Origin of the sequence: Rhodopirellula sp. JB055 (genome assembly GCF_043100905.1) — a bacterium.
In the GTDB taxonomy this organism is placed as follows: domain Bacteria; phylum Planctomycetota; class Planctomycetia; order Pirellulales; family Pirellulaceae; genus Rhodopirellula.
This window is the reverse complement of record NZ_JBICHO010000206.1, coordinates 1-23118: the sequence shown is the minus strand read 5'-3', so window position 1 is coordinate 23118 and position 23118 is coordinate 1. Positions and strand designations below refer to the sequence as shown.

Annotated in this window: 18 protein-coding genes; 8 read left to right on the top strand and 10 right to left on the bottom strand. The window is 56.4% G+C overall.

All coding sequences use genetic code 11. The features are described 5' to 3' along the window. From ACF8AM_RS08495 to ACF8AM_RS08470, 6 genes are all read right to left on the bottom strand, one after another. Positions 1–867 (bottom strand): beta-ribofuranosylaminobenzene 5'-phosphate synthase (locus tag ACF8AM_RS08495; RefSeq protein WP_392555218.1); only part of this gene is annotated, 867 nt, incomplete at its 3' end. Then, positions 864–1451, bottom strand: coding sequence for a DUF447 domain-containing protein (locus ACF8AM_RS08490; RefSeq protein ID WP_392555217.1), 588 nt, complete (start codon positions 1449–1451; stop codon positions 864–866). The genes ACF8AM_RS08490 and ACF8AM_RS08495, both read right to left, overlap by 4 nt. Further along, positions 1448–2182 (bottom strand): anthranilate synthase component II, encoded by a 735-nt coding sequence (locus ACF8AM_RS08485; protein ID WP_392555216.1) that lies wholly within the window; start codon positions 2180–2182, stop codon positions 1448–1450. The genes ACF8AM_RS08490 and ACF8AM_RS08485 overlap by 4 nt, the downstream gene beginning before the upstream one ends. A gap of 50 nt (positions 2183–2232) precedes the next feature. Further along, positions 2233–2724, bottom strand: coding sequence for an ExbD/TolR family protein (locus tag ACF8AM_RS08480; RefSeq protein WP_392555215.1), 492 nt, complete (start codon positions 2722–2724; stop codon positions 2233–2235). Further along, entirely contained in the window at positions 2721–3158 is a 438-nt protein-coding gene (locus ACF8AM_RS08475) for an ExbD/TolR family protein (protein WP_392555214.1), read from the bottom strand. The genes ACF8AM_RS08480 and ACF8AM_RS08475 overlap by 4 nt, the downstream gene beginning before the upstream one ends. Then, positions 3158–4057, bottom strand: a complete 900-nt coding sequence (locus tag ACF8AM_RS08470) for a MotA/TolQ/ExbB proton channel family protein (protein ID WP_392555213.1) — start codon at positions 4055–4057, stop codon at positions 3158–3160. Before ACF8AM_RS08470 ends, ACF8AM_RS08475 begins: the two co-directional genes overlap by 1 nt. Positions 4058–4553: 496 nt before the next feature. On the opposite strand from ACF8AM_RS08470, the gene ACF8AM_RS08465 reads away from it, so the two are divergent. Together ACF8AM_RS08465 and ACF8AM_RS08460 are read left to right on the top strand one after the other, a co-directional pair. Next, positions 4554–4811: a DUF4404 family protein gene (locus tag ACF8AM_RS08465; protein ID WP_392555212.1), complete on the top strand. Its 258-nt coding sequence runs from the start codon at positions 4554–4556 to the stop codon at positions 4809–4811. A gap of 113 nt (positions 4812–4924) precedes the next feature. Continuing rightward, positions 4925–5896 carry an SMP-30/gluconolactonase/LRE family protein gene (locus ACF8AM_RS08460; protein ID WP_392555211.1) on the top strand — a complete coding sequence of 324 codons (972 nt, stop codon included), beginning with the start codon at positions 4925–4927 and terminating at the stop codon, positions 5894–5896. Between the two features lie 117 nt (positions 5897–6013). On the opposite strand, the gene ACF8AM_RS08455 is transcribed toward ACF8AM_RS08460, so the two are convergent. Then, on the bottom strand, positions 6014–10795 hold the full coding sequence (locus ACF8AM_RS08455) for a PVC-type heme-binding CxxCH protein (RefSeq protein ID WP_392555219.1): 4782 nt from the start codon (positions 10793–10795) through the stop codon (positions 6014–6016). A gap of 309 nt (positions 10796–11104) precedes the next feature. On the opposite strand from ACF8AM_RS08455, the gene ACF8AM_RS08450 reads away from it, so the two are divergent. After that, the gene (locus ACF8AM_RS08450; RefSeq protein WP_392555210.1) at positions 11105–12877 is read left to right on the top strand and encodes a divalent metal cation transporter; all 1773 of its coding nucleotides are present in this window, start codon (positions 11105–11107) and stop codon (positions 12875–12877) included. A gap of 118 nt (positions 12878–12995) precedes the next feature. Here ACF8AM_RS08450 and ACF8AM_RS08445 read toward each other — a convergent pair whose 3' ends face one another. Continuing rightward, the gene (locus ACF8AM_RS08445; RefSeq protein ID WP_392555209.1) at positions 12996–15692 is read right to left on the bottom strand and encodes a DUF3656 domain-containing protein; all 2697 of its coding nucleotides are present in this window, start codon (positions 15690–15692) and stop codon (positions 12996–12998) included. Between the two features lie 323 nt (positions 15693–16015). Continuing rightward, the gene (locus ACF8AM_RS08440; protein ID WP_007327455.1) at positions 16016–16240 is read right to left on the bottom strand and encodes a hypothetical protein; all 225 of its coding nucleotides are present in this window, start codon (positions 16238–16240) and stop codon (positions 16016–16018) included. 471 nt (positions 16241–16711) lie between these two features. On the opposite strand from ACF8AM_RS08440, the gene ACF8AM_RS08435 reads away from it, so the two are divergent. Then, positions 16712–17146 carry a secondary thiamine-phosphate synthase enzyme YjbQ gene (locus ACF8AM_RS08435; RefSeq protein WP_392555208.1) on the top strand — a complete coding sequence of 145 codons (435 nt, stop codon included), beginning with the start codon at positions 16712–16714 and terminating at the stop codon, positions 17144–17146. A 388-nt stretch (positions 17147–17534) separates the two neighbouring features. Here ACF8AM_RS08435 and ACF8AM_RS08430 read toward each other — a convergent pair whose 3' ends face one another. Continuing rightward, positions 17535–17921, bottom strand: coding sequence for a DUF2237 family protein (locus ACF8AM_RS08430; RefSeq protein WP_392555207.1), 387 nt, complete (start codon positions 17919–17921; stop codon positions 17535–17537). A 587-nt stretch (positions 17922–18508) separates the two neighbouring features. Between ACF8AM_RS08430 and ACF8AM_RS08425 the strand changes: the two genes are divergently transcribed. The 4 genes from ACF8AM_RS08425 (at position 18509) to ACF8AM_RS08410 (ending at position 23094) form a co-directional block, all read left to right on the top strand. After that, complete coding sequence (locus tag ACF8AM_RS08425; protein WP_392555206.1) at positions 18509–20533, top strand: hypothetical protein; 2025 nt, start codon at positions 18509–18511, stop codon at positions 20531–20533. A 216-nt stretch (positions 20534–20749) separates the two neighbouring features. Further along, positions 20750–21334 carry a pyroglutamyl-peptidase I gene (locus tag ACF8AM_RS08420; RefSeq protein ID WP_392555205.1) on the top strand — a complete coding sequence of 195 codons (585 nt, stop codon included), beginning with the start codon at positions 20750–20752 and terminating at the stop codon, positions 21332–21334. Between the two features lie 120 nt (positions 21335–21454). Beyond that, positions 21455–22540, top strand: a complete 1086-nt coding sequence (locus ACF8AM_RS08415; RefSeq protein ID WP_392555204.1) for a leucine-rich repeat domain-containing protein — start codon at positions 21455–21457, stop codon at positions 22538–22540. Continuing rightward, positions 22537–23094: a protein kinase gene (locus ACF8AM_RS08410; protein ID WP_392555203.1), complete on the top strand. Its 558-nt coding sequence runs from the start codon at positions 22537–22539 to the stop codon at positions 23092–23094. The genes ACF8AM_RS08415 and ACF8AM_RS08410 overlap by 4 nt, the downstream gene beginning before the upstream one ends. The last annotated feature ends 24 nt before the right edge of the window (positions 23095–23118 follow it).

Below are 23118 nucleotides of genomic sequence, written 5' to 3'. Positions count from 1 at the left end.
GACTTGTTGAGCTTCGTTCTCAGAATCAAACCACGTGAACACACCAGGGCCCCAGCTGCTCTGACCGACCCCACGCAATCCGTTCGCGATCAACCGCTTGATCAATTGAGTGGTGGCGGTGCCGTTGTAAGGACCACCTTGGACCGGAGCGAACAATTCGCCACTGGATCGGTTGTATTGGGTAACGGATTCGGCAAATGATGCAAAGTCTTCCCGTTCGATGGCGGGGATCAGGTCATCGGTGAGGATCCGAGTCAATCGGGATCGGACCTCTGGGCTGGCGGGCTTCAACGCATCGAATTGCTGTTGCTCTTCTTCACCACTGATGGTTCCAATCGCTGATGCCTCGTCCATCAATACCACGCCGACTCGCCATGAATCAGGCAGAATGATTCGTTGATCGATCGGATTGAGTTGGTCACTCGCAATGCGTTCACGGTTCAGACCTTCGACAATCAGCCCTGGTTCAAAGAATCCGTGTGAACCAACGGCACTTCGACGACCTCGGTTGGCCAGCCGTAGGACTTGTTCGCGGGAGGGCGTGTCGGTGGAAGTTTGTTTCAGCAGTGCAAACGCAATCGCAAGTGATAGCTGTGTCCCACTTCCTAAACCATGATGAGACGGCGCCGCACGAACGACGTCGATGGAAACGGATGGAGGCGAATCACTGTCGGTCATTTGTTGCCAACGCTCGACGATTCCTGCAATTCGATCGCGGTGTTCGTGATCACATTGGAAGCTGGTTGCATCACGGATTCGAACCAGCGTGGGGGGGCCGTCGATCATCACACCGCATCCACCAAACGGCGGTGCGACGTCCAGTAGCCCGAAGTGCAGCCTCGCTCCCGTTTGAACTTCGACACTCATGAGAGCTTTGTCTCACGCACGTGCTTGGCAATCAGTTCCAATGCCTCACGTTCATCGACGCCACCTGTTTTCTCGACTGCGATTGCGGCGCGTCGGAGTTCTTCGGCGACGTCTTCAGCGGGCAACAGATGCAACCGAGTGACGGCAATCGCAGCTTCGATCACCGCATGTTTGGCTCGGTTGAATCCAAAGAATGGTGCGACGATTCCAGAATCCAAACAGCGTGCGGTCAGCTCATGTTTGGGCGGTGTGCCAGATCGTTCGGTGACGCGAATAGCGAACCAGCGATGGCATCGTTTCAGGCGGACATGCGAGTTTTCCAGTCCAGGCACCGGAATGACCAAATCAGATGCATCCAACTTTCCGATTGCCGTTTTCGCGATTAACAAGGCGTCGTCGACGACATGAAGGACAGCGTTGCCATTGTCCAATAGATTCGCACAGGTCGTCGAACCATCGTAGGGACGCAGCAGGAACGTGGGCAGGTCTTCGGCGGATTCCGGCGGATGCACGATCGGCCCCAGCGGAGCTAGGTTGATTCGTCCATTGGCATCCATGGTGGTGACGAGGGATTCCAGGATCACGGTCTCACCCCTCCACCGGATTTCGTGGGTGAGATCGAAACGGTCGGCAGCGTGCTGCGGCGGAATCGTGAGCTTCCGGTGAGCGGTCGATCGTCGGGTTGGTGTCGCTGAGCCAGTCCGATGAAGTGTTCGAACATCGCCAAGCCATCCTGGGTCAACAACGATTCTGGATGAAACTGAACGCCGTGCACACATCGACGGTGATCGGCCAACCCCATGACCAAACTGGGATCGTCGGCGGCCCAGGCGGTGACCTCGAGGGAATCGGGCAAAGTCGTCGCATCGACGCGGAGCGAGTGATATCGGCCGACTTGCAAGGTCGAGGACAAGCCCGCGAAAACGCTGACACCACGGTGCCGGATGGGGACCGCCATCCCATGCATCGGCGGACCGACCATGACTTTGGCTCCGTAGGCCGCCGCGATTGTTTGGTGTCCGAGGCAGATTCCTAAGATGGGAATGCGGCCGGCGAGTTGCTCAACAACGTCGAGAGAACAGCCGGCGGATTCGGGGCCGTGAGGACCGGGCGAGATCACGATCGCACTCGGATTCATCTCGACAATCTGAGCGACCGTCAGGGAATCGCTACGGACAACTTGGGTTCGTAGTCCTTGACCGGGTTCGTCTTCCATCGGCAAATTGTTGCCGGTGCGGTTCCGACGAGCGGCAACGCGGAGGTAGCGAGCCACGTTGTGAACGAAGGAATCGTAGTTGTCGAGTAACAGGATCAACGAAGAACAGTATCAAAAACGGCGTCACGGATGGTTCAGCCAAACGCGAATCAACGCCGCGGCTTGGCGAATTTGATCTTCTCGATCAATTTGACCACCTGATCGCCATCTTTGTAACCACTGACCGCCGTGATCGCACGAATCACGTATTCGTACCGCAAGTTGTAGTCGGTATCGATTTCGATTTCCGGTCCTTCGCCCGCTTCAACTTCGGTGGGCGTTGACGAACCAATCATCCCGACAACCTTCGCCCGCAATTTGTCGAAACTGGTCGGGTCGCTACCCATCTGGATATCGTTCAGTTCGATTCCCGCCAGCGAACCCGCGGCGTCGGATCGGAGCCGAAGTTTCAACGGCAAATCGGTCGGATCCAGGCTGCTGCTGCCCTGACCGGCCAATGGCATCTTGATGCTGAAGTCGCCTTCCATTTCGACGATCTTGAACGTCATCACGAAGAAAATCAGCAGCAGAAAGACGATGTCGATCCTGCTGGTCATGTTCAGCTCCGTGCCTTGACTGGTTTCGCGATTGCGAATTTTCATGAGCGATCCTCTTTGACCCGCAAAGCAAAGTTTTCGAGTTTGGAATCCTGGCAGACACGGATGATCTCTTGGACTTCTCCAGCGGCGACGTCTTTGTGCCCTCGGATAATCACGTTGGCATCGCTGACCGCTTTGCCTTCGGCTCGTACGACTGCCAGTTCTCGGTCCAGTCCAAGACGCAGTGTTTCAGGGGTGTAGTCATCACCGCCTAAAAAGATCCGACCATCGGCACCAACGTGCAGGATGATCGGAAACTCCAAAGCGACTTCGGGTGGTTTGACCAGACGGCTGTTTGGCAGCACAACGTTGTCGTTGGCTTCTGTCTGAGCGAAGTTGATCAGCACCATGAAAAACGCGATCAACTGGAACGTCATGTCGATCATGGGGGTCATGTCGCCTTCCGCCATGTCGACTTCGGTGCGTTTGACTCGCATCAGCCACGGGCTCCTGACTTCGGTGACAAGTCTTCGAATTTGCTCATCAAGTTTTCGCTTTCAACGCCAACTTCTAGCAACAGTCGTGCGACGCGGTTGCGAAGAATGTTGTAGGCCGCGATTGCGGGAATGGCGACTGCGAGTCCCACCAGGGTTGTGAACAAAGCGGTGGAGATTCCAGCCGCCAAATCAGATGGCTTTGGTGTCGAACCGCCTGTCGCGATGACTTGGAACGAGGAAATCATCCCTTGGACCGTTCCGAACAGTCCGATCATGGGCGAAAGGTTTCCGATCAAAGCCATGTAGCTCAGACGGTGTTCGAGCTTCATGCTTTCCTCTTCGCCGACTTCTTGCATCGCTTCCAAGGCTTTGTTGTATCCCTTGCTGACTTTTGCCAATCCGGCCGCGAGCACTTGCCCCAACACGGATTCGTCGGCTTTTGCCAGGTCGTAAGCGCCTTGATTGTCATTGGCGGCCAGACGTTGGCTGAACTCCTCGACCAGTTCTGTCGGACAGAGCGTGTCGCGTCGTGCCGCCAACATGTTCATCACGAAGAGCGAAACAAGCGTCACCGACAAAGCCAAGAAGACGATCAGGTAGGCCGCGCCCAGCGATTCAAAGACCCATTCCAGCAGCGATTGATCGGCGGCAGGAGGCGCGGCATTCGCGTTGCCGCCTGGGTTGGCTGCTCCGGCGTCGCCTGCCGGTTGTTCTGCGGCATCCGCCCCGGCAGGTTCTGGAGCGGCTTCTTCGACTGGGTCTTCGCCGAACTCGGCCATCACATCATCTTGTGCGAAGCTACGCGTGGGCGACGTCCCGAACAAAACCAAAGAAGCGAGAACGAGACCCACGGAGAAGAGCCAAGTTCGAGTAGCCAACAGTTCAGCAGGACGCATCATCGATGAAACAACCACGGAAGGAGAGAAGAGGCGAGTGGGTAGGAATCAGAATAATCCACGCTGACGCCCGTCGCACCACCCCTGAGCCGGTTTGTGTCCCCAAAACCCGAACGGTTGTTCCGGTTGAACGGTTCATTCCTCCGAATCGATTCAACTTCCGTGAGGATGGGCCGTTTCAAAGGACCCAATTGGCGGAGAGTTGTCACGCAAGCCAGCTTTCGGTTCGGCGACGATGGCGCTGAAAGAGGAGGTTGGTCAAAGGGAATTCGGACGTCAGATGTTCGCAGTTCACCACTTCCGCGAAGAAGAGTTGCGAACGATACAATAACGGCTGAAGACCGCGTTTGTTCTCACGTGCCAGATGGATTTTGCCAACGGAAGGAGTTCAAATCCGAACGTGATGCCGCCTCGGCTGAACCTTCTTGCTCACAAGAACTAACGACGGTTTGATTTCCCTGCATCACCCTCAGCTCCCATCGACGATAGAGACCCCATCATGCGAAGCGAATTGGACGCCACGATTGCTCACCTTCACGAACAACTCGCTGACATCGACGATTTGGATCCGGCTGAAATCGAACGCTTGAAATCGGAACTGGACGAGATTCGCGAAACGCTGGACGAACAAGACGTGAACTCCGCCTCGCTGGCAGAACGTTGGAAATCACAAGTCGAACATTTTCGCGAATCGTATCCGGTGCTGACTGAAAATGCCGGCCGTGTGGCTGACATGCTGTCGCAAATGGGAATCTAAAACGTGTTTCAATCAGGCGGTTCGTGCAAGGGATTGTCGACGGTGGTTGATCCCGTCGGAGCTTCCTACAATTCGTCGTTTCCAGCCATGTTCCCTTGTACTTTGAAATTGAAATGTCGTCTTCCCCCGAGATTCGTGTCGCCACCCCGCTGAATGTCCCCGACAGTGATGCCTTGCGGTTTCTGCCCGAAGGCCCGATGGCGATGGTCGGCGACGGCAAATTGTCGTGGGTGGGAATCCAGCACGGAGCGAATGTGACCCACGGAAGCATCAACGTGCTGGATCTGGCAACGCAACAGAATCAATCGTTTGATTTGCCAGGGCGACCTGGGTTTGCGTTCGCGTGCCAAACGGCGGGGAAGTTTGTCGCTGGTGTGGAACGTTCGCTCGGCATCTTCGATACGAAGACCGGCGAGTGGAGCACGTTCTGCGACGGAGTGGACGAAGACGTCACCAACACGATCATCAACGATGGTTTGGCGTTCGACGACAATCTGATCTTCGGAACGAAGGACTTGGCGTTCGCTGAAAAGAAGGCGGGTTTGTATCTGTATCGCGGAAGCGACCAAAAGCTGATTCGTCTTCGTGACGATCAGATTTGCAGCAACGGGAAGATGCTTCGCCGAGATGAGTCGGGACAGTTGTTTTTGATTGACATTGATTCGCCAACACGCACGATCGTCGAGTATTCGTTGGATGTCGCCGCCGGAACGATCGGTGAGCCACGTGTGGTCTTGGATCTGACGGATGATCCTGGCGTGCCCGACGGTGCGATCCTGACTCCTGATGGAACAGGCATCATCGTCGCGATTTTTCATCCGGGTGTGGCCGACCAAGGTGAGACACGTCTTTATGATTTGGCCAGCGGTGAGTTGCGAACGGTTTGGCAGACACCGGGTTCGCCCCAGAACACTTGCCCGTCGCTCGTGCCGCATGAAGGCAAGCTGAAATTGATCATCACGACGGCGGTCGAAAATTTCAGTGCCGACGAACAGACGCAGTGCCCCAACGCCGGGCGATTGTTTGTTGGCGAAACGGACTTCGCCGCAGACGAATCATTCGAACGTACCGTATGGCCCGTTTGAGCGAGGACGAGATGTCGCGCCGGTAACAGCAATGCCGTGCGGTGTGGTTTTGTGAGCCGCACGGCGTTCGCCGTGGTTGGGTTCGGTGGTTTAGCAAGGGTGTCGTTGGTTGGAAGCTCAAGGCAGGGGGCGGATCGAAACGGTGTCGATTCCGGCCATCCAACGCGCGATTGCTTTTGGGTTTTTGCCAGTGATCTTGACTTGGATTTTCAGCGGCTGTTCTGGGGACAATTCAATTCGGTCCCAGGTGACGACCGGCATGACTTTGACGTCGGGGGAGTATCCGTCGAAGGACTTCTCCGGTTGATCGTTGACCTTCAGCGACACTTTCGCGTAGTCAATCGCACCGGTGAGGTGCATTTGGATCTCGGCGGGCCCAGTGATCTGATGAGGGACTGTCAATGTCAACGTTGAACCCACTTGTCCCCCCGTCCACCACAGATGGTTGTCAGCCGACCATTGGTCGTTGAATGGTTTCATGTCCTGAGGTTGCACTTTGCCGCCTTGGACGACGGCGGATCCGATCAAGCTTTCTGCTTCGATGGCCCACTCCCGTGAAAAGGTCGGGCCGGGGCTCATCAGGTACCCGAACAAGTCACGAATTTGGTTGGGGGACATCGGTTCCAGTTGTCCTTCGGGCATCAACGATGTTTCCGACAGCTTCTCAATTTCAACGTCGTCGAGCGATAGCACGGTGATCTCCGATGTTGTTTGGACCGTGACGGCGTCTTCGTTGCGTGAGCGAACCAATCCGGAGACGATTCGTCCGTCAACCAACAGGAAGGTCGTCATTTGGTAAGCGTTGCCGATCACCGCGTTGGGTTGAAGAATGTTTTCCAGCCAATAGTTGACGTCGCTGCGGTTGGCTCCGGTGAGATCGGGGCCAATCGGTTCGCCTTCGCCAAACAGGCGATGGCATTTGCCGCAGTTGGCTTCGTAAAGCTTTTTTCCTTCGGCGCGATTCGCCGATGCCAGCTTGGCTGGCGTCAGCATCCCGGCGTACTTCGCGTGCATCTGTTTGGCTTGTTCGTTGGTCGATCCAATGCGTCCCCAGGCCGTTTCCAAACGCTTTCGCACAGAGTCATCTTCAAACGGCAACGACAACACGTTGCGAATCGCGTAAGCCGGAACCGTGGTTGGTGGGATCACGTTATCTTCCATGGCGGCGATCAATTGAATTGCAGAATCGGTCCGCGAGGTCAGCGTCGCTAGCGCATCGGCTTGCTTTTGCGGCGACCAGTTTCGAAAACGCTTGATCAACATCGGCGCCACTTCAGATGAGTCAAACGAGGCCAAACCGCGGACTGCCTGAGAGCCAATGTCGCGATCGTCAATCAATGTCAGGAGCAATTCACCAAGTTCTCGATCCTTGGCCTGTGTGAGTAGTCGCAAAGCGTCCAACCGAGAGGATGTCGCTTGGCCGGGATCGTTCAAGATCTTTCGTAACTCAGGAATCGCCGATGCATCGCCGAATTGAACGGCCAAGGCACCGACCAAATCCAGGGTGCGGGATGCGGAAGCCTTTTCGCGAAGCTGTTGAGAAACCTGTGGCCACGCGTTGGGCATTTTGACGCCGCCGCGGCTTCGCGCCGATTGCAACAGCTCTTCGAGGATCCAATCGAATTGATTGTTGATGGCGTCTTCCTTTGCGACTTGGTCCAATTGGCGGCCAATGGATGCCATCAAAGCCTGCCGTCCTTCTGCCGTCGTGGCGGTGCGACGAGTAACGAATCGTTGCAGTTGTCCCCAATTGCCTTTGGACACCAAATTCATCACTTCATCAGGTGCAACGTCGATGACCGGTTCGATTCCGTACCAAATCAACCAAGGCAAATTGCGATCGTTTTGGTCGATGACGTGCTTGAGAAGCCCTCGAGCGATTCCGAGCCGTTGGGATTCGGGGATGCGTTGCAAGAAGGACGCCAGATGCCGACGCGTGACCGGTGACGTTTCAGACGCTGCCATACGTTCGAGTTTCGCAAGTAAAACTGTCGACAATGTCGGTTGCTTTTCACCAATGAGCTGGACCGCCCATCCTCGAATCACGGGATCGTGGTCGTCCAATAGCGTGCTGAGGCTAATTGCAAGGATTGGTTCGTCTGAGTCTTGCGAGCCGTCGACGGGAAGCACGCCCGATGTCCAGGCCGTCCAGACGGCTTGCAATCGATGTCGACGTGGTTGTCCGTTTTGCAACATTGCGTTTAGCGTGGAAGCCAGTTGAGCTCGATCGAGCGTTCCCGCCGCGGCGCGTTCTTGCAGGATTCGCTGTGACTGCCGAACGAAATAGGCGTTGGGATGTCGCAGGTTCTCGACCAGTTGATCAACGCTTTGTGTTGATAGGTCAAAGCGATAGGGTTGAAGTTTGCCGTATCGGATTCGGAAGATACGGCCGTTGGTGCGGTCCCAGATTTCGTGATCACGGTGGTGGCAGGTTTGGTCGTCGTGCCAATCAGATGAGTACAACGCACCATCGGGGCCTTGCATGATTCCCACGCCAATCTGTTCGTGATCGTGTGACATCATGAAGTCAGGGCGGTGGCGACCGATGTAGCCCGAGCCTTCCGATTCCAAGTGTTCTCGAACGATTCGGTGCCCGTGCAAATTGTGGAAGAACAACTCACCGCGATAGTGCGCCGGGAAATCATCGGCTTGATAAATCGTTAAACCTGCATGAGCGTGCCCACCGCCGACCATGGATGTGGTCGCCACGGTGCGGCGAACCAATTCGCGATCGACCCGGTTCGCGGAGTTCGCGGATTGGAACGTTCCGTCGCCATAGTGAAGGTGATCGGCGATGGTTTTGATGTCGTCGTAAGTGTGCGGGTTGAAGTGCTGGCCCGCTTGGCGGAAATACCTTCCGCCGTGCGAGAGGTGAAACAGGTGAGGGATCACGCATGCACTGACAAACCAATCGCCGTCCTCGTTGAAGTCGACTCCCCACGGGTTGCTGGTCCCGTGTGCGTAGACCTCGAATTCGTGTCGCACGGGATGGTACCGCCACACACCGGCGTTGAGCGGAACGCGATCTCTTTTCGCGGTTCCCGGTTTGCCAACGTTGGAATGGGTGAACACTCCGTGGCAGCCGTACAACCAACCGTCCATTCCCCATGTGAAACTGTTCAGCGTTTCGTGAGTGTCTTGGTAGCCCCATCCATCGAGCAACACGGTCGGTTCCGCGTCAGGCGCATCGTCGCGATCAGCGTCGGGATAGAACAGCAACTCTGGGGCCGCGCCGATCCAGACGCCGCCGAAGCCGACTTCGATGCCGCTGGCCAAATTCACGCCTTCGGCGAAAACCTTTTGGGTTTCGAAGGTTCCGTCGCCATCGGAATCTTCGAGGATCAAGATTCGGTCTTTGCCCTCTCCTTCGGGAGCCTTGGTCGGATAGGTGTTGCCTTCGATCATCCAAATTCGACCGCGATCGTCGAAGCACATGGCGATCGGTTGGACCAATTCCGGCTCACTGGCGACGACATCGACTTCGAATCCGTCGGGCAGGTCCATCTGTTGGGCCGACTCAAGTGGGCTCAGCCCAGTCGCGTATTGTTCTTGTGGCAACTTCGTGGTGCGCCAACGTTCAGCGACGTGACGTCGTTTGTCTTGGGGGACGTCACTGAGGTCGGTTTGGAAATGGACGGTCAAGCCTTTCTTGTTTCCCGTCAGGATATCCACGCGGCAGTCGCCGTTGAAGTCGGTCGTGATGACATCCACGCCAACGCCAGAGCTTTCGTGAATGACGTGGGGAATGAATTCCATCCCGCCGGGCGCGTCGCTTTTGACATTTCGGAACCACACGACCAGAGGTGCTTGCAATCCGCCGCGGTCTTTTCCAGCATGCGCGAGATAGCGTTTGCCGGTCACGATGTCGCGTCGGCCGTCGCCGTCGACGTCGATGGCTTCTAACGCATGCATTTGAGACGTGGCGTAGCCGTGCGGATTTTGCATCGAGGACTCGCCGCTGATTTCGTGCGGCGTGAATTGTCCAGGCGCAGTCTGCTCAAACCAAGCCAGCCCGTATCCGTGTGCGTTCTTGGACGTGACCAGATCAGAATCGCCGTCGCCATCAAAATCGTGCACGTGAATTTGAGCACCGCCGCCACCGTAGGGCTGGGCGATCCAAGCTTGTCGCTGCCACAACTCGTTTGACGCTTTTGAGTCGCCGGCGTCCGGTTGTTTCCACCAATGTTGACGGTCGACGATGTCCATTCGTCCGTCGCCGTCGACATCACCGACACCCAGCCCATGACCAAATGGATCAAACGCGGTTCCTGCTTCTGAGATTGCAACCCACTTCCAGGGCTGAGTTGGATCGTCCAGTGAATCTGCGGTGTAGTAGCCATAGGCTCGGTCGCGGGCACAAACCAATTCGGGCAATCCACCGGGAATCAAATCGACCCAGGCGGGAGACTCATTGGAAACCCGCGGGGCAATTGAGTGAGCCGGCCAAATGGAAGCATGGTCGGAGGAATCAAATTCGCCTGGATTGATGTACAGCGTCGCGTTGCGGCCCGGGAAACCGACGGAGATCACGTCCAAGCGTCCGTCGTGGTTGACATCGCAAACGTGTGAGAAAAAGTGTTGGCTGTATGCCATCACCGGAACCACCCTGGGATCAGCCAGAGAGTACTGGGTTTCAAAGTCAGGGCCTTCGAACCAAACCGGTCCGTAGACCAAATCGTTCAGACCATCTCCATTCAGATCCCCGACAGCGGCTCCTTCGGCAAAGAATTGATCTGTGATCTGGCGTGATTCCCAACCAACGTCGGTGTCTTCCGGACGAAGTCGTTCCGACTGTGCGGCGGCAACATTGGCAAGCAAGCCCAAAAGCAGGGCTGCCCTTCCGAGGATGGCTGAACAGGACGACGAATTTGGACGTGCAAAGGACGCGATCAGATCCATGTCAAAAAACCGGTGGGAGGGCGGGGAAGGCGGATTGTCAGGCGGGACTTCGTTGCCAAAGAGACAAAGACGCTGCACGGAGGACCAACGAAACCGAAAGTTACACACGGTGATCCGATCGTGGATCGAATCGCCCGGGACGATTTCGAGCGGCCGAATCTTCACTCGGAATCCGCAGAATCTAATCGCGACTTCTATGGTTCTTTGCCAGTATGACCAATTCTGTGCCGCTAGGGGGTAACGACGCGTGATTCATCGCTGGTATTATCTGGCCTGTTTCCCACCTCCCGCCCGCCTTCGTGACCGCGTATGTCTGAATCGAACCCCACCTCCAACACCGAAGCCAATCCGCTGACCGGTGGCGATGCTGTAATCAGTGAAAAAGTTCTTGCCGATCGTGCGATGCTGCTCCAAGCCCAGTCCGAAGGCAAAACGCTGGGCACCTACATCAAACTTTCCGGTCCGGGATGGTTGCAATCGGCAATCACGCTCGGCGGCGGATCACTCGCGGGGTCATTGTTCCTGGGCGTGATGGGCGGGACCAGCATGTTGTGGCTGCAGCTCGTCGCCATCATCTTGGGTGTCGTGATGCTGTCCGCGATCAGCTACGTCACTCTTTCAACCGGTCGACGCCCGTTCGAAGCGATCAACAACGAGATCAACCCGGCACTCGGCTGGGGATGGATCATCGCCACGGTGTTGGCCAACATGATCTTTTGTATGCCGCAGTTCAGTCTGTGCTACGACGCGCTCGACAAGAACCTGTTGACGCTGGGCGAAGGCGAGGGGCTAGGTGATTCTCGCTCGATTCGCTGGATTGTGACGTTGGTGTTGTTCTTCGCGGCAGGCTTCATCGTTCTGCTGAACACCAAGCAGGGCCGGGCCGCGAAAATTTTTGACATTTTCCTGAAGACATTGATCGGGATGGTCGTGATCTGCTTCTTCGGCGTCGCGATCTTGTTGCTGGTGAAAGGGCAGCTCGATTTCGCGAGCATCTTCGTTGGTTTGGTTCCCGATCTGACTCAGTTTGCTCGCCCCGCCGGTGATCTTCGCGAAACGGTTGCGAACCTCTCCCCCGAAGGCAGCTCGTTTTGGACGCATCGTTTGATGGGCACTCAGCGAAGCGTGATGATCTCGGCGATTGCGACCGCAGTTGGGATCAACATGACGTTTCTGTTGCCCTATTCAATGTTGGCTCGCGGTTGGGACAAAACGTTCCGAGGTCTCGCTCGATTCGACCTTTCAACAGGGATGGCGATCCCGTTTGTGCTGGTCACCAGTTGCGTCGTGATTGCATCGGCATCGTCGTTCCACAACAAAATCGATGAGCAATTGGCGTCCACCGATGTGCAGGTGATGCAGCAGTCGCCGCTGTTTGAAAAAGTGAAGGGCGATTTGACCGCTCGCGTCGACGCGGGTTTGGGCGCGGAAGCAGAAGCGACCGACGAAGCCACCAAGTTGCAAATGGTTGCCGAGCTTCCCGAAGAGGAAAAGCGATTGGCCGCGGCACTCGTCAAACGAAACGCGTTTGAACTTTCTCAAACGTTGGCACCGTTGCTGGGTGACGAAACAGCGAAGTTGATCTTTGGCTTGGGCGTCTTCGGAATGGGATTTTCCACGATCATCATTCTGATGTTGATCAACGGCTACGCGATTCGCGAAATGTTTGGGCGTCCCAACAGCCAAACGATCTTTATCATCGGCGTGCTGATCGCTGGTGCCTCGGGGGCGAGTTGGGTGGAGCTTTGGACGGACCCGGACAAGAAGTTCTGGCTCGCGATTCTGGCCAGCACCTTCGCTGTGATGTTGCTGCCGATTGCGTACTTCACGTTCTTTTTGATGATGAACAGCCGCGAAATTTTGGGGGCTGATCGGCCCGCGGGCGGGCATCGTTTGGCCTGGAACTTGTTCATGGGATTGGCCGTGATCGGTGCCACCGCCGCGGCAGGAGTCGCCGTTTACGAAAAGTATTTGGCGGAAGACCCGTTGTCCTTCCGGATCGTCGCAACGATTTGGGTGGTGTACGGGATCGCTGTCGCACTTGGATTTGCGTTGAAGAAGAAATCGACGCAAGCGGTTTGACTCGGAACTCGCACGTTTCGTGATCACGTGATCTAGGCCGTGCCCGATGCACACCAGAGGTGTTCCCGCGGGCGCGGTCCCAGGTGGCTTTTGTGATCGGTGGCCGCTGCGTTGGCAGTTACAGAATCGCGAGCGGGTTGCGTTTGGCTTCGAGCGTTCCTCGAGTCACACCGACGCGATTCTCGGCCGATAGCGATCGCCAAACTTCTTGCCCAGCAATCTCGCCGAGCATCAATCGCCGATAAAGACCGAGGATGGATTCGGTTTCTTTGGCGTCCTCGTTGAGCAGTTCGACTCGGAACGATCCGATCCCGCGAGCGACCATGTTGCCGACAATCTCGGCTCCGCTTTGAGGCGTGGCGTTGAACAGAGTGTTTCGGCACGCGATGTCGGCTTGCAGCACGTGCAGCTTGCCGACTCGGTCACGCAGTTGAACGATGTGGCGATCGCATGGACGCCCGCAGTTCGTTTTGTTGGTACCGGGTGACAACACGCTGCAGAACACACAGTGCTCCATGTGGAACATCGGCATGTGTTGGTGCAGCACCAATTCCAACCAATCCGCAGGCATCGAACTGACCAATTGATCGAGTTGATCGGCGTTCAGGTCGTAGGACGCGGTGACTCGCTGCACGCCTTGGTCCATCAGCCATTCTGCTGAGCGGTGATTGGCAACGTTGAGTGAAAAGTCGGCGATGGTTGGCAATCCGGCTTCGATGCCCAACCGGACAGCGGCCAAGTTGCGAGCCAGCAGCCCTGCAGGGTTCTGTTTGACGACTTGTTTCAGCAATCCCATTTCGCCGGGTTTTTGGATGCGAAGTGATGCGATCCAAACTGACGCATCGTGCTCGGCGCCCAGAGCAATGGCGGCTTTGTGTTCGCGAGGGTCATGAAAGTCGGCGTAGATTCGTTCCGCAGACGCCGCGATCGCGCCTCGGACTTGGTCCATCGTCCGGCAGAGCACTGACAATTGAGGCTGTGTCTTGGGGACGGTTGGCAGCTCGGATGAGTCCGCCGTTTCGGTTTGGATGGGAGCCACCAGGATTCGCCCAGCCGCCAACCGAACGGTTCGACGCGGTGCCGCGTGCAACTGATCTTCCAGTTTTTCGACCAATTCACGTCGAAGTTGATTGAGGACGCCAAGCGGAACCATTGGGCCGCCATTCAGATCACTGGTCAACCGTCCGAGGTGAAAGGGAGTTCCGCCCAATCGGCCAAGTTTGTCCGCAAGGACTTCTTCCGTGATCGCATGCTTTTTCGCGACGGCCAAGTCATCTTCGCCGACGATGTTCTCGGTCACAGCGTGCTCGCCCCTTCCCAAGGTCGCAGTGACTTCGACTGGGGATCCCACATGCGCGACGACGTGCAAATGAATGGGGCGGGTGCGACGTGGTTTGCCGCCGTAGGTTGCCGCCAATCGCTTGTTCAGTTGCGGGTCATCGTTCTTGAAGACCGTGGCTCCGATTTCGATTCGCGAAAAATCGAGCTCGCCTCGTCCAAAGCCGATCCAGACGCTTTGATTTGGGGAGACTTTCGAGAGTTTGTCAGAGCCCGTTTGTGAATCGGTTTGCTTTCGTTGTTTCGCCAATTCCCACGGGTTCTGCGACGAAGGATTGGCGGTCTGCGAGTCGCCGGGCGGAAGGGGGCTGGATGGTGATTCTTGGTCCAAACGCAGCGAATAAATCCGGCCGCCTTGATGATTGTCCGCGAAACCACTGTCAAATGTTTGGGTGCTGTTAGGATCCACGGCGGATTCGATGGCCAAACCGTCTCCGAGTGCGATCCGGGATTGCACATCGACCAAAATCGAATCGCGACCGATCGCTCGGACTTCCCCTAGCACGATGCCTTGTTTGGCGGAACGGATGCCGGGGACCAATCGTTTGTGATCGTTGCCCTCGAGCCACCCTGGGGTGAAACCGCGAGAGAACGACAGCTCCATTTCGTGTTGAGCGTCTTCGCCGAGGTTCACGACGCCGTCCGAGATGGCTTGGTCGATTGCCCGACGATAGTGGCCAGTGATGTTGGCAACGTATTCGGGCGTTTTCAGGCGACCTTCGATTTTCAAGCTGTTGACGCCCGCCTGGATCATATCGGGAATCGCCGCGTAGCCGGCTAAGTCCTGTGGGCTGAGCAGGTACCGAACATCGCCCAATTCCTGATCAACTCCGTCGCACACTAAGTCGTAGGGCAACCGGCAGGCTTGGGCGCATTGGCCGCGGTTTGCGCTGCGTCCGCCCAGCGATTCGCTGGTCAAGCACTGGCCGCTGTAGGCCACACAAAGTGCCCCGTGAATGAAGGCTTCGATCGGCATGTCGGTCTTGGACCGAATCTGCTTGATCTCGCCGATCGACAATTCGCGAGCGACGACGACGCGTGCAATGTCGAGTGACTTGGCCGCCTCAATGGTTTCCGAGCTGGTCAGGCTCATCTGGGTCGAGGCGTGAATTTCGAGTTCGGGGCAAATCGCTCTGACAATTCGAGCCACACCGAAGTCTTGGACGAGCACCGCGTCGACACCCGCACTGGCGATCGCGTCAACCGCTTCGACCAAATCGTTCAGCTCATCGGGAAAAACCAGTGTGTTGAGCGTGACGTATCCGCGGACGCCCCGGAGATGCAAGTTGCCCATCAGGGACGCCAGGTCGTTGACCCCAAAATTCGCAGCACGGTGGCGCGCGTTGAAACCGCGATCGAGGCCGAAGTAGACGGCGTCGGCTCCGTTTTCGATGGCGGCATGGACACAGTCCCAATTGCCAGCGGGAGCGAGCAATTCGGGGGCGGAGACGTTGGATGGCAAGGCGGATTCGAGCATGGGTGAGAGTGTAACCGACGACCCTCCCATTTCAGAATGGAAAGAGCGCAAGGCCGCCAAGTCAATTGAAAGGATCTCGCGAACTGAAAATTCGCGATTCAGGCGGGGATGCAATCCCGCAAGATCGCGTTCGACCGGTTGCGGCGTCTCGGGAGGCGGACCGGAGGAACGAAAAAGAGGGCCGCGTCAGGGCGAGATGACACCCACGCGTGAAAAGAAAAAGCCCCGGTCGCGGGAGACCGGGGCTTTCTGGGTCGTTCGTCGTGGGGTGCGATGGGAGCCTTGTGCCTCGTTCAGGCGGCCAACACATCGATTCAAGCGAACTATTCGCGAGGGCGGATCGCGCCCGTCAAACCGCTGTAATCAACGCGGTCAGTTGTGTGCCAAAGAGGTTGGCCCAATTCGACGCGACGGCGCAGAACTTCGATCTTCTCTTGGCTACCTGCAGGCGCGTCCGTCGCAGTGAACATCTCGTCTTCGTTTGGCACGAAATCTTCATCGTGGCCGTAACGCAAGATTGCTTCGAAAACGTTTTTGCAATGAGTCATACTATTCCGATTTTCTTCAAGGGTCGGGAGCGATCCGAGCGTCCACGACACAGCGTTCAAACATTTGCTCTCAACCAACTCCATTCGCCGAAAGCGTTTCACACGAAGGGATTATTCGTGTTGGAACTCATTGGTCAAGAAAATTCTGGGGGGGGCTTGTCCTTCCCAGCGTTTCCGGCGTCGTCCAAGACGGTTGTCCATGACCTTTCTAAACACGGCGAGTTTGTGGCCTGCGAGTCAATGGACTTGCGATGGAAGAAGGCTCCGAGGCGTCAAGGGGGCTTAGGGGCACCTAATTCGTCAGTGAAGGTTGCATGAAGGCTCTTGACAGGGTTGCTCTGAAACGGATTTTTCCTTCCAATTCTGGCGTTTTCGGCCCTTCGGCGTAGGAACCCTACAAACGTCACCACTCGATCGGGCTAGAAAAAAATTTCGGGAAAATTTCTCTTCGAACTCTTGGTAGCTTCCTAAATGTCGTACTGGACTCAGCAAGAATTGAGATTGCCGGCAGCACGCCGCGGATTTCACTTGATCACTCAGCGGATTCTGGATGCCATTCCAGAGCTGTCTGAGATCGAGGTTGGGTTGCTGCACGTGTTCATTCAGCACACCAGCGCGTCGTTGACGATCAATGAAAATGCGGACCCCGATGTGCGGGTGGATTTCGAAACCGCGATGAATCATGCCGTGCCTGAGTCACTGCCCTATGTTCACACGTTGGAGGGCCCTGACGACATGCCCGCACACGTCAAAGCGTCGATGATGGGCAGCAGCGTCAGCGTTCCGATCAAAAACGGACGTTTGAACGTTGGCACATGGCAGGGCATCTACTTGTGTGAGCACCGTGATCGAGCCTCTTCACGGCATCTGGTTTTGACGCTGCAGGGAAAACGCACCGACACGTGATGGACTGGACACGTGCGGACGGCGTCCAACGGCACCCATCACAACCCGACGCGTGAGTTTTGAAGTTGCGCTTTTGCGTGAGGCATTGGTTTTTTCATAACCCGACGCGTCAGCGAGGCGAAGTCAACATCTTTTTTCCCTCGCTGACGCTTCGGGTTTTGAAAAAAACGCAACTTCAAAACGCGTGAGCGAGGGACTCCCACGACGGCCCCATTCGGGGCGAAAGGCAGATACCAGCCACGAACGTCCCAGAGGTCGTGCAGTTTTACTTCACCCTCCCCTCGCTTCGCTCGACCCTCCCAGGAAAAGGGTGACGAGAAACGTTTGGCAACACAGCATGAAGACTGAACGAGCTCTCGGTGGGAGCTGCGTTGAACGGCAGGCGGGCTCAGTTCGATTCTGTGCTGAATTCCTGCAGCTCTTCCAGGGAAGCGAATTCGAGGGCGGAGATGTGGGTCGCTTCCAAGTGGACTTTGGGGGCCATGCCGGCGTCATACGCTTCTTTCCAACGTGCAGCGCACAGGCACCAACGATCGCCCGGTTTCAGACCAGGGAACTCATACATTGGCATTGGGGTGCTGAGGTCGTTTCCCCGAGAGCGACTGAATTCGAGGAATTCAGCCGTCATTTCCGCACAAACGACATGCAGTCCAACGTCTTGCCCGCCGGTGTTGCAGCAACCGTCGCGATAAAACCCAGTCATCGGGTCGGTATTGCAGACGGCCAGCTCGGTGCCAAGCACGTTTTTGGCACGGGAGGGATTGGTTGAGGCCATGACGCAGGTCCGTCGAATGAGAGAGAAATTGGGCGTGTCCAGAACAACAACGTTGCAGTGCGTCCCAACGCAATCGTGTCCCTGAATCCCCAATCAATCAAGGGTCCGCCAGAATGAGCGTTTGTAGGGACTGGAGAAACTCCAGGACCAGCGGGGGGGGCGCTATCGCAAGCTGCTCCGGATTGGCAAGCGATTCCGGTTGCAACGTTCCTATCAGTCGTCCCCATTCTTCGTTGAATCGGGAACGACTTGGCCGCCAATTGAGGGATTGGTACGTGGAAGGGAGTCCACCACGGTCGATTCGAATTGCGGAAGGAAAACCAAACCGAGGGATCGGTCTGGTCAACCAACTTCTCTCAATTCAGGTCCACCGTATTGAACATTCGGCTGGGGTATTGGGCGACATCGTTCGTCCACTGATTGAGATCGACATGACATATCGTGAGTGCCTCCCAGCCTTTTGGGCCGGCAACTACTGGTCCTACTTGACTGTCATTTCGATCTTGGTTGGTCACCTCTGAGGATGACTCGATTTCGGCTCGGGCAGTTGCAATGAAGCACATTAGCGCACGCAGAAGGAGTCAGCGATGAAATTCAACGTCTTGCGAGCTGTCGCAGCCACCCTTTCCATGGGTGTTTGCACGATCGCCTCGGCACAGTACGGAAACGGTCAATACGGCGGACAACCACAACCCTACGCCGGTCCAACCAGCCAATTGGGAGTTCCACAAACTCAAGCGGTTCAAACGTTTGGTGGTGGAAACTATCAGCCACCGAACTCAAGCGGCTACCAAGCACCGGCGAAGTGGAACAACTTCGGCAATCAAGACAACGGCCCGCAATTGTTCCAGCCTGCATCGGGCGGATACAACAACCAGTTGCCGTCGCCGGAATCCATCCCGACGCCTGCCCCGACATACAACGAGCAATTGTCTGCACCAGTGCAGCAACATGCCGCTCCTGCCCAGCCCGCTCCGACGTACTCGGCACCTGCTCCCGCGGCATCGGTGCAACACCACCACTCAGCGGCTCCTGTTGAGCACTACGGTGCCCCTGTCGAGTACAGCAGTGCTCCTGCTGGTGACTGCCAATCATGTGCCCAACCGAGTCCCTATGCTCAGGCTGCTTCGCAACCTTGGGAAGGTGCTTCTTACGCTGCCCAAGCTTGCGGGATGCCATCGGCTGCTCCGGTTCGCGGCCCGTTGTTCCCGTGGTTCGGCTCGTTTGACCTGTTGTTCTTCAACATGGACACCAACGGCAAAGACCGGAACATCGTGTCGCGTTACGACACCGGCATGCCATCGCGTCCTTACTTGCCTTTGATGGGCATTGGTTCGATCGAGCCTGACAGCTCGCTCGGCTACAGCCTCAGCTTCGGTCGTTACCTCGGATGTGGCCAATACGGTTTGGGCGTGACGTACTTCAACTGGGATCCCGATTCCGAGATGTACACCTCGCCGGTCTACACACCGGAAAATTCGATTCCAGACGGTGGTGGCGGCGGTGCTCTGCGTGCCTCGGGCATGCCTCAGTACCATGGTGCTGTCATGAACTACCTGTATGACAATGGTGGAGGAACCTACAACGGTCTCGATATCAATGGATCGGGTGCTTACGTCGATGACGGTACCGACTATGCAACCGTTTACGACGTGATCGACGGACGTGCCGGTCAAGGAGCCTTGAACGGGGCAGACGGAACAGCGGGTACGGGCGATGATGATTTGAACGCGGCTCCCGGTGGTGCTGGTACCAGTTCGTTCGCTGAAGCGACGCAATTCCGTGCTCGTCGCGACGTCGACGTCCAAGGCCTGGAAGTCAACCTGTTCAGCTTTGGTTTGATGGGAGCTCAACGTGCATCGGCCGCTTCGTGCGGAACCGGCATGGGCATGGGCCACAAGTTCAAGAGCTTCATGGGCTTTGGTGGCTACGGCGGAGTCGGCGGTTACGGCGGAGTCAACTACGGTGGCTACGGCAGTTGCAACACGGGAGCTTGCCCACCACAGCAATGTGGTCCTCTGCACGGGTACGGTGGAGCCGGTGGCCCATTGGTGCGTCCTTGCAACGGTAAGGTCCAAGTCGTCACCAGCCACGGTATTCGTTGGTTCCAGTTCAAAGACAGCGTCGACTACGCCTACGATGTTGATGGACGAGCCGGGTTCACGATGAACGATATTTACGACACCACTTCGACCGAGAATGATTTGTTCGGCTATCAGTTCGGCAGCCAACTGATCTATTGCTTGGGCAGCCGTGTCAACTTGAACGTCGGCGGCAAGTTCGGTGTCTACGGAAACCAAGCTGAGTTCCGTCATCGTTTGGGAACCCAAGACAACGCCGCTTCGTTGGCAGCGATGCCCGATCAAATGATCGATTACAACACCAGCGACACCGTGTTGTCGACTTTGGGTGAATTTGATCTGGGACTCGGCGTCCGCGTCAGCAACTGCTGGACGGTTCGTGGTGGTTACCGTGTCCTGGGAGCCACCGGGCTCGCCATCGCCGACAACTACTCCCGTGATTACAGCTCGGTCGCCTCGGCCAGTGCCTTGCACGCCGACAGCAGCCTGCTGCTTCACGGTGCCTACCTCGGTGCCAACTTCAACTGGTGACATTTTCGGTGTCACCTGACACCGAACTCAACCTTTTTGATCTGAACTGCTCAACGCCCCCGAATCGATTGGATTCGGGGGCGTTTTTGCGTTTCTGACTGCGGTATGGGAAACAGCGAACTATACTGGCGAGGCCCTTTTCAGCTTTGGGTCCCGGAAATGAGGGGCCCGCCACCTCCCTCCGCTTCTCTCGCTATTCCGCCGGACGACCCAAACGTGACCAAGGTTCTCTTGACGGCCTTCGAGCCCTACGACCGCTGGCCGGACAACTCGAGCTGGATGAGTCTGATGGAGTTGACGCATTGGTACGACGGTCCCGTCGAGTTGGTCACGCGGCGATACCCCGTCAATCTGCTGACGATGAGCGAACGATTGCGAGCGGATTTGCAGGCGGGCTACGATTTCGCGATTCATTGCGGCCAGGCCCCCGGGTCGACCGTGCTTCGACTCGAGAACGTGGGTTTGAACCTCCGCACCGATGGCACGGAAATTCTTCCCGATGCGCCTGCGGCGTACCGTTCGGATCTGCCTTTGGCCATTTCAGCTCAAAAAATTCGCGATGCGGGCATCCCTGCGACGGTTTCCAATCATGCGGGAACTTACCTGTGCAACGCTGCGTTGTACCTCAGTCGCCACTATTCGACGGCCTTCAGCATGCGAACGCAGTCTCTGTTTGTTCACATGCCCCTGGCCCCAGCCCAAGTTGCTCGCGAAAATTCAGATTCGCCCAGTATGAGCGTGCCGATGAGCAGCGCGGCCCTTGCGATTCTGATTCAGAGTCTGGTTGCATCGACCACCTGACAAAAAACGAGCCGGAACGATCGTTCGCCCCGTCGCGGGAGATGACGATCAGGGGGCTCAGTGACTATGATGGGAGTCTTTGTTTCCCTCCATCTTTTGCCACCGCTCTGCACTTTCACCATGAACAGCTTGCGAAAATTGTCTTTTCTGTGGTTCGTGTCGTTTTGCTGCCTTTGCTTCGCTTCGGCCGCAACCGTGTCAGCCGACGATGAGAAAAAGGCCGATGCGAAAAAAAATTCCGCGAAGGTAGAGAAGCCTGCTGAGGCGGAGACGCCGAAGAATGACAAGCCAGCAGTGAAGAAGGAAGCAGAAGACAAGAAGCCCGAGAAGAAAGCAGCCAAGAAAGCTGATAAGAAGGAAGACGCGAAGAAACCAGAGCCGAAGAAGGCGGAGGAAAAGCCGGTCGCCAAGTCAATCTTCCCTGACAAGGCTCTCGAGTCCGCCGTCCGAGCAGAAGTTTTCGCGAAACGGCACAATGACGAACCGATCACGGCTGATGACGTCGCCAAAATTTCCCGCGTGGTTGGCAAAGGAAAAGGCATTCAGTCGTTGGAGGGTTTGCAGCATTGCAAGTCGTTGATGCTGATCGATTTGGCTGGCAATGAAATCGAAGACCTGACTCCGATTTCCAAACTCAAACGTTTGCAATCCGTCACGCTGGCGGATAACAAGATCACCAGTCTCGATCCGATCGCGGATTTGGTTGCGATGCAATTGTTGGATGTTTCGGGCAATCAACTGACTAGTCTGAATCCGCTGACGAAGATGTCCAATCTTCGGACCCTGTATGCGGCGGACAACAAACTCACGAGTCTGGATCCATTGGCGGGACTGACGAAGATCTGGTCTCTCGATGTGGCTGGCAATCAATTGACCAGTTTGGATCCCGTGTCCAAACTCGGCTGGCTGACGACGTTGGAAATTTCGGACAACCAAATCAAATCGCTCGAGCCACTTACATCGCTCGAGGATCTGGACATGCTGATCGCTCCCGGCAATCCGCTGGCCAACCTGAAACCATTGGTCGAAATGTGCCGTGCTGATGTGGAAGGCGATCGTCGGTTTGCACCGTACTTGAATGTCTATCTGTCGCCCGCTCAGTTGAACCACCCGGATTGGTCAGAGGATTTGGGTGCCCTGCGAAAACTCGGTGTGCGTTTGCACGAGTATGAGCGGAAGAACGCGGGAGCAAAGTCGAATCCATGAGCATCCCGACTCCCGAAGAGTTCATTCAGCGAGCCATCGCCGTCGGGATTGCTGACCGCCGGTCGATCGATCGTGCGCTTGCAGAACTGGGCTCGGAGGAACGCCGACTCAGCGAAGTGATTGAACTGCTGCAGCGTCATGGAATCCTCACGACGTTGCAGTGTGAAAAACTGAGTCGCGGCGACAAAGGTGGGTACTACTACGGCGAGTACAAAGTCCAGTACCTGATCGGTGCCGGTACGTTCGCTCGGGTGTATCGCGCCCAGAAGGGCGACGAAGTTTTCGCCGTCAAAGTCCTCCGCAAACGGTTTCGAGATGAACCGAAGGAAATGGAGCAATTCCTTCGAGAAGGACGCATGGGGTTGAAACTCAAACACCCCAACATTGTCCGTATTTTGGATGTGGTTCCCGACGTGCGGAATCCGTTCCTGGTGATGGAGTTTGTCGAAGGCCAGACGCTGCGTGAGCTCGTCCGAATTCGGAAACAACACCCGGTGGAGATTTCGCTGAAATTGACGATGGAGATCCCTGCCGGGCTAGCTCACGCCGCTTGATTGGGAATCTCTCACCGTGACTTG

Bases quoted from the DNA above. Each gene is read 5' to 3' on its own strand.
- ACF8AM_RS08480 (WP_392555215.1), bottom strand. From the start codon at position 2,724: ATGAAAATTCGCAATCGCGAAACCAGTCAAGGCACGGAGCTGAACATG.
- ACF8AM_RS08475 (WP_392555214.1), bottom strand. From the start codon at position 3,158: ATGCGAGTCAAACGCACCGAAGTCGACATGGCGGAAGGCGACATGACC.
- ACF8AM_RS08470 (WP_392555213.1), bottom strand. From the start codon at position 4,057: ATGATGCGTCCTGCTGAACTGTTGGCTACTCGAACTTGGCTCTTCTCC.
- ACF8AM_RS08465 (WP_392555212.1), top strand. From the start codon at position 4,554: ATGCGAAGCGAATTGGACGCCACGATTGCTCACCTTCACGAACAACTC.
- ACF8AM_RS08460 (WP_392555211.1), top strand. From the start codon at position 4,925: ATGTCGTCTTCCCCCGAGATTCGTGTCGCCACCCCGCTGAATGTCCCC.
- ACF8AM_RS08455 (WP_392555219.1), bottom strand. From the start codon at position 10,795: ATGGATCTGATCGCGTCCTTTGCACGTCCAAATTCGTCGTCCTGTTCA.
- ACF8AM_RS08450 (WP_392555210.1), top strand. From the start codon at position 11,105: ATGTCTGAATCGAACCCCACCTCCAACACCGAAGCCAATCCGCTGACC.
- ACF8AM_RS08445 (WP_392555209.1), bottom strand. From the start codon at position 15,692: ATGCTCGAATCCGCCTTGCCATCCAACGTCTCCGCCCCCGAATTGCTC.
- ACF8AM_RS08440 (WP_007327455.1), bottom strand. From the start codon at position 16,240: ATGACTCATTGCAAAAACGTTTTCGAAGCAATCTTGCGTTACGGCCAC.
- ACF8AM_RS08435 (WP_392555208.1), top strand. From the start codon at position 16,712: ATGTCGTACTGGACTCAGCAAGAATTGAGATTGCCGGCAGCACGCCGC.
- ACF8AM_RS08430 (WP_392555207.1), bottom strand. From the start codon at position 17,921: ATGGCCTCAACCAATCCCTCCCGTGCCAAAAACGTGCTTGGCACCGAG.
- ACF8AM_RS08425 (WP_392555206.1), top strand. From the start codon at position 18,509: ATGAAATTCAACGTCTTGCGAGCTGTCGCAGCCACCCTTTCCATGGGT.
- ACF8AM_RS08415 (WP_392555204.1), top strand. From the start codon at position 21,455: ATGAACAGCTTGCGAAAATTGTCTTTTCTGTGGTTCGTGTCGTTTTGC.
- ACF8AM_RS08410 (WP_392555203.1), top strand. From the start codon at position 22,537: ATGAGCATCCCGACTCCCGAAGAGTTCATTCAGCGAGCCATCGCCGTC.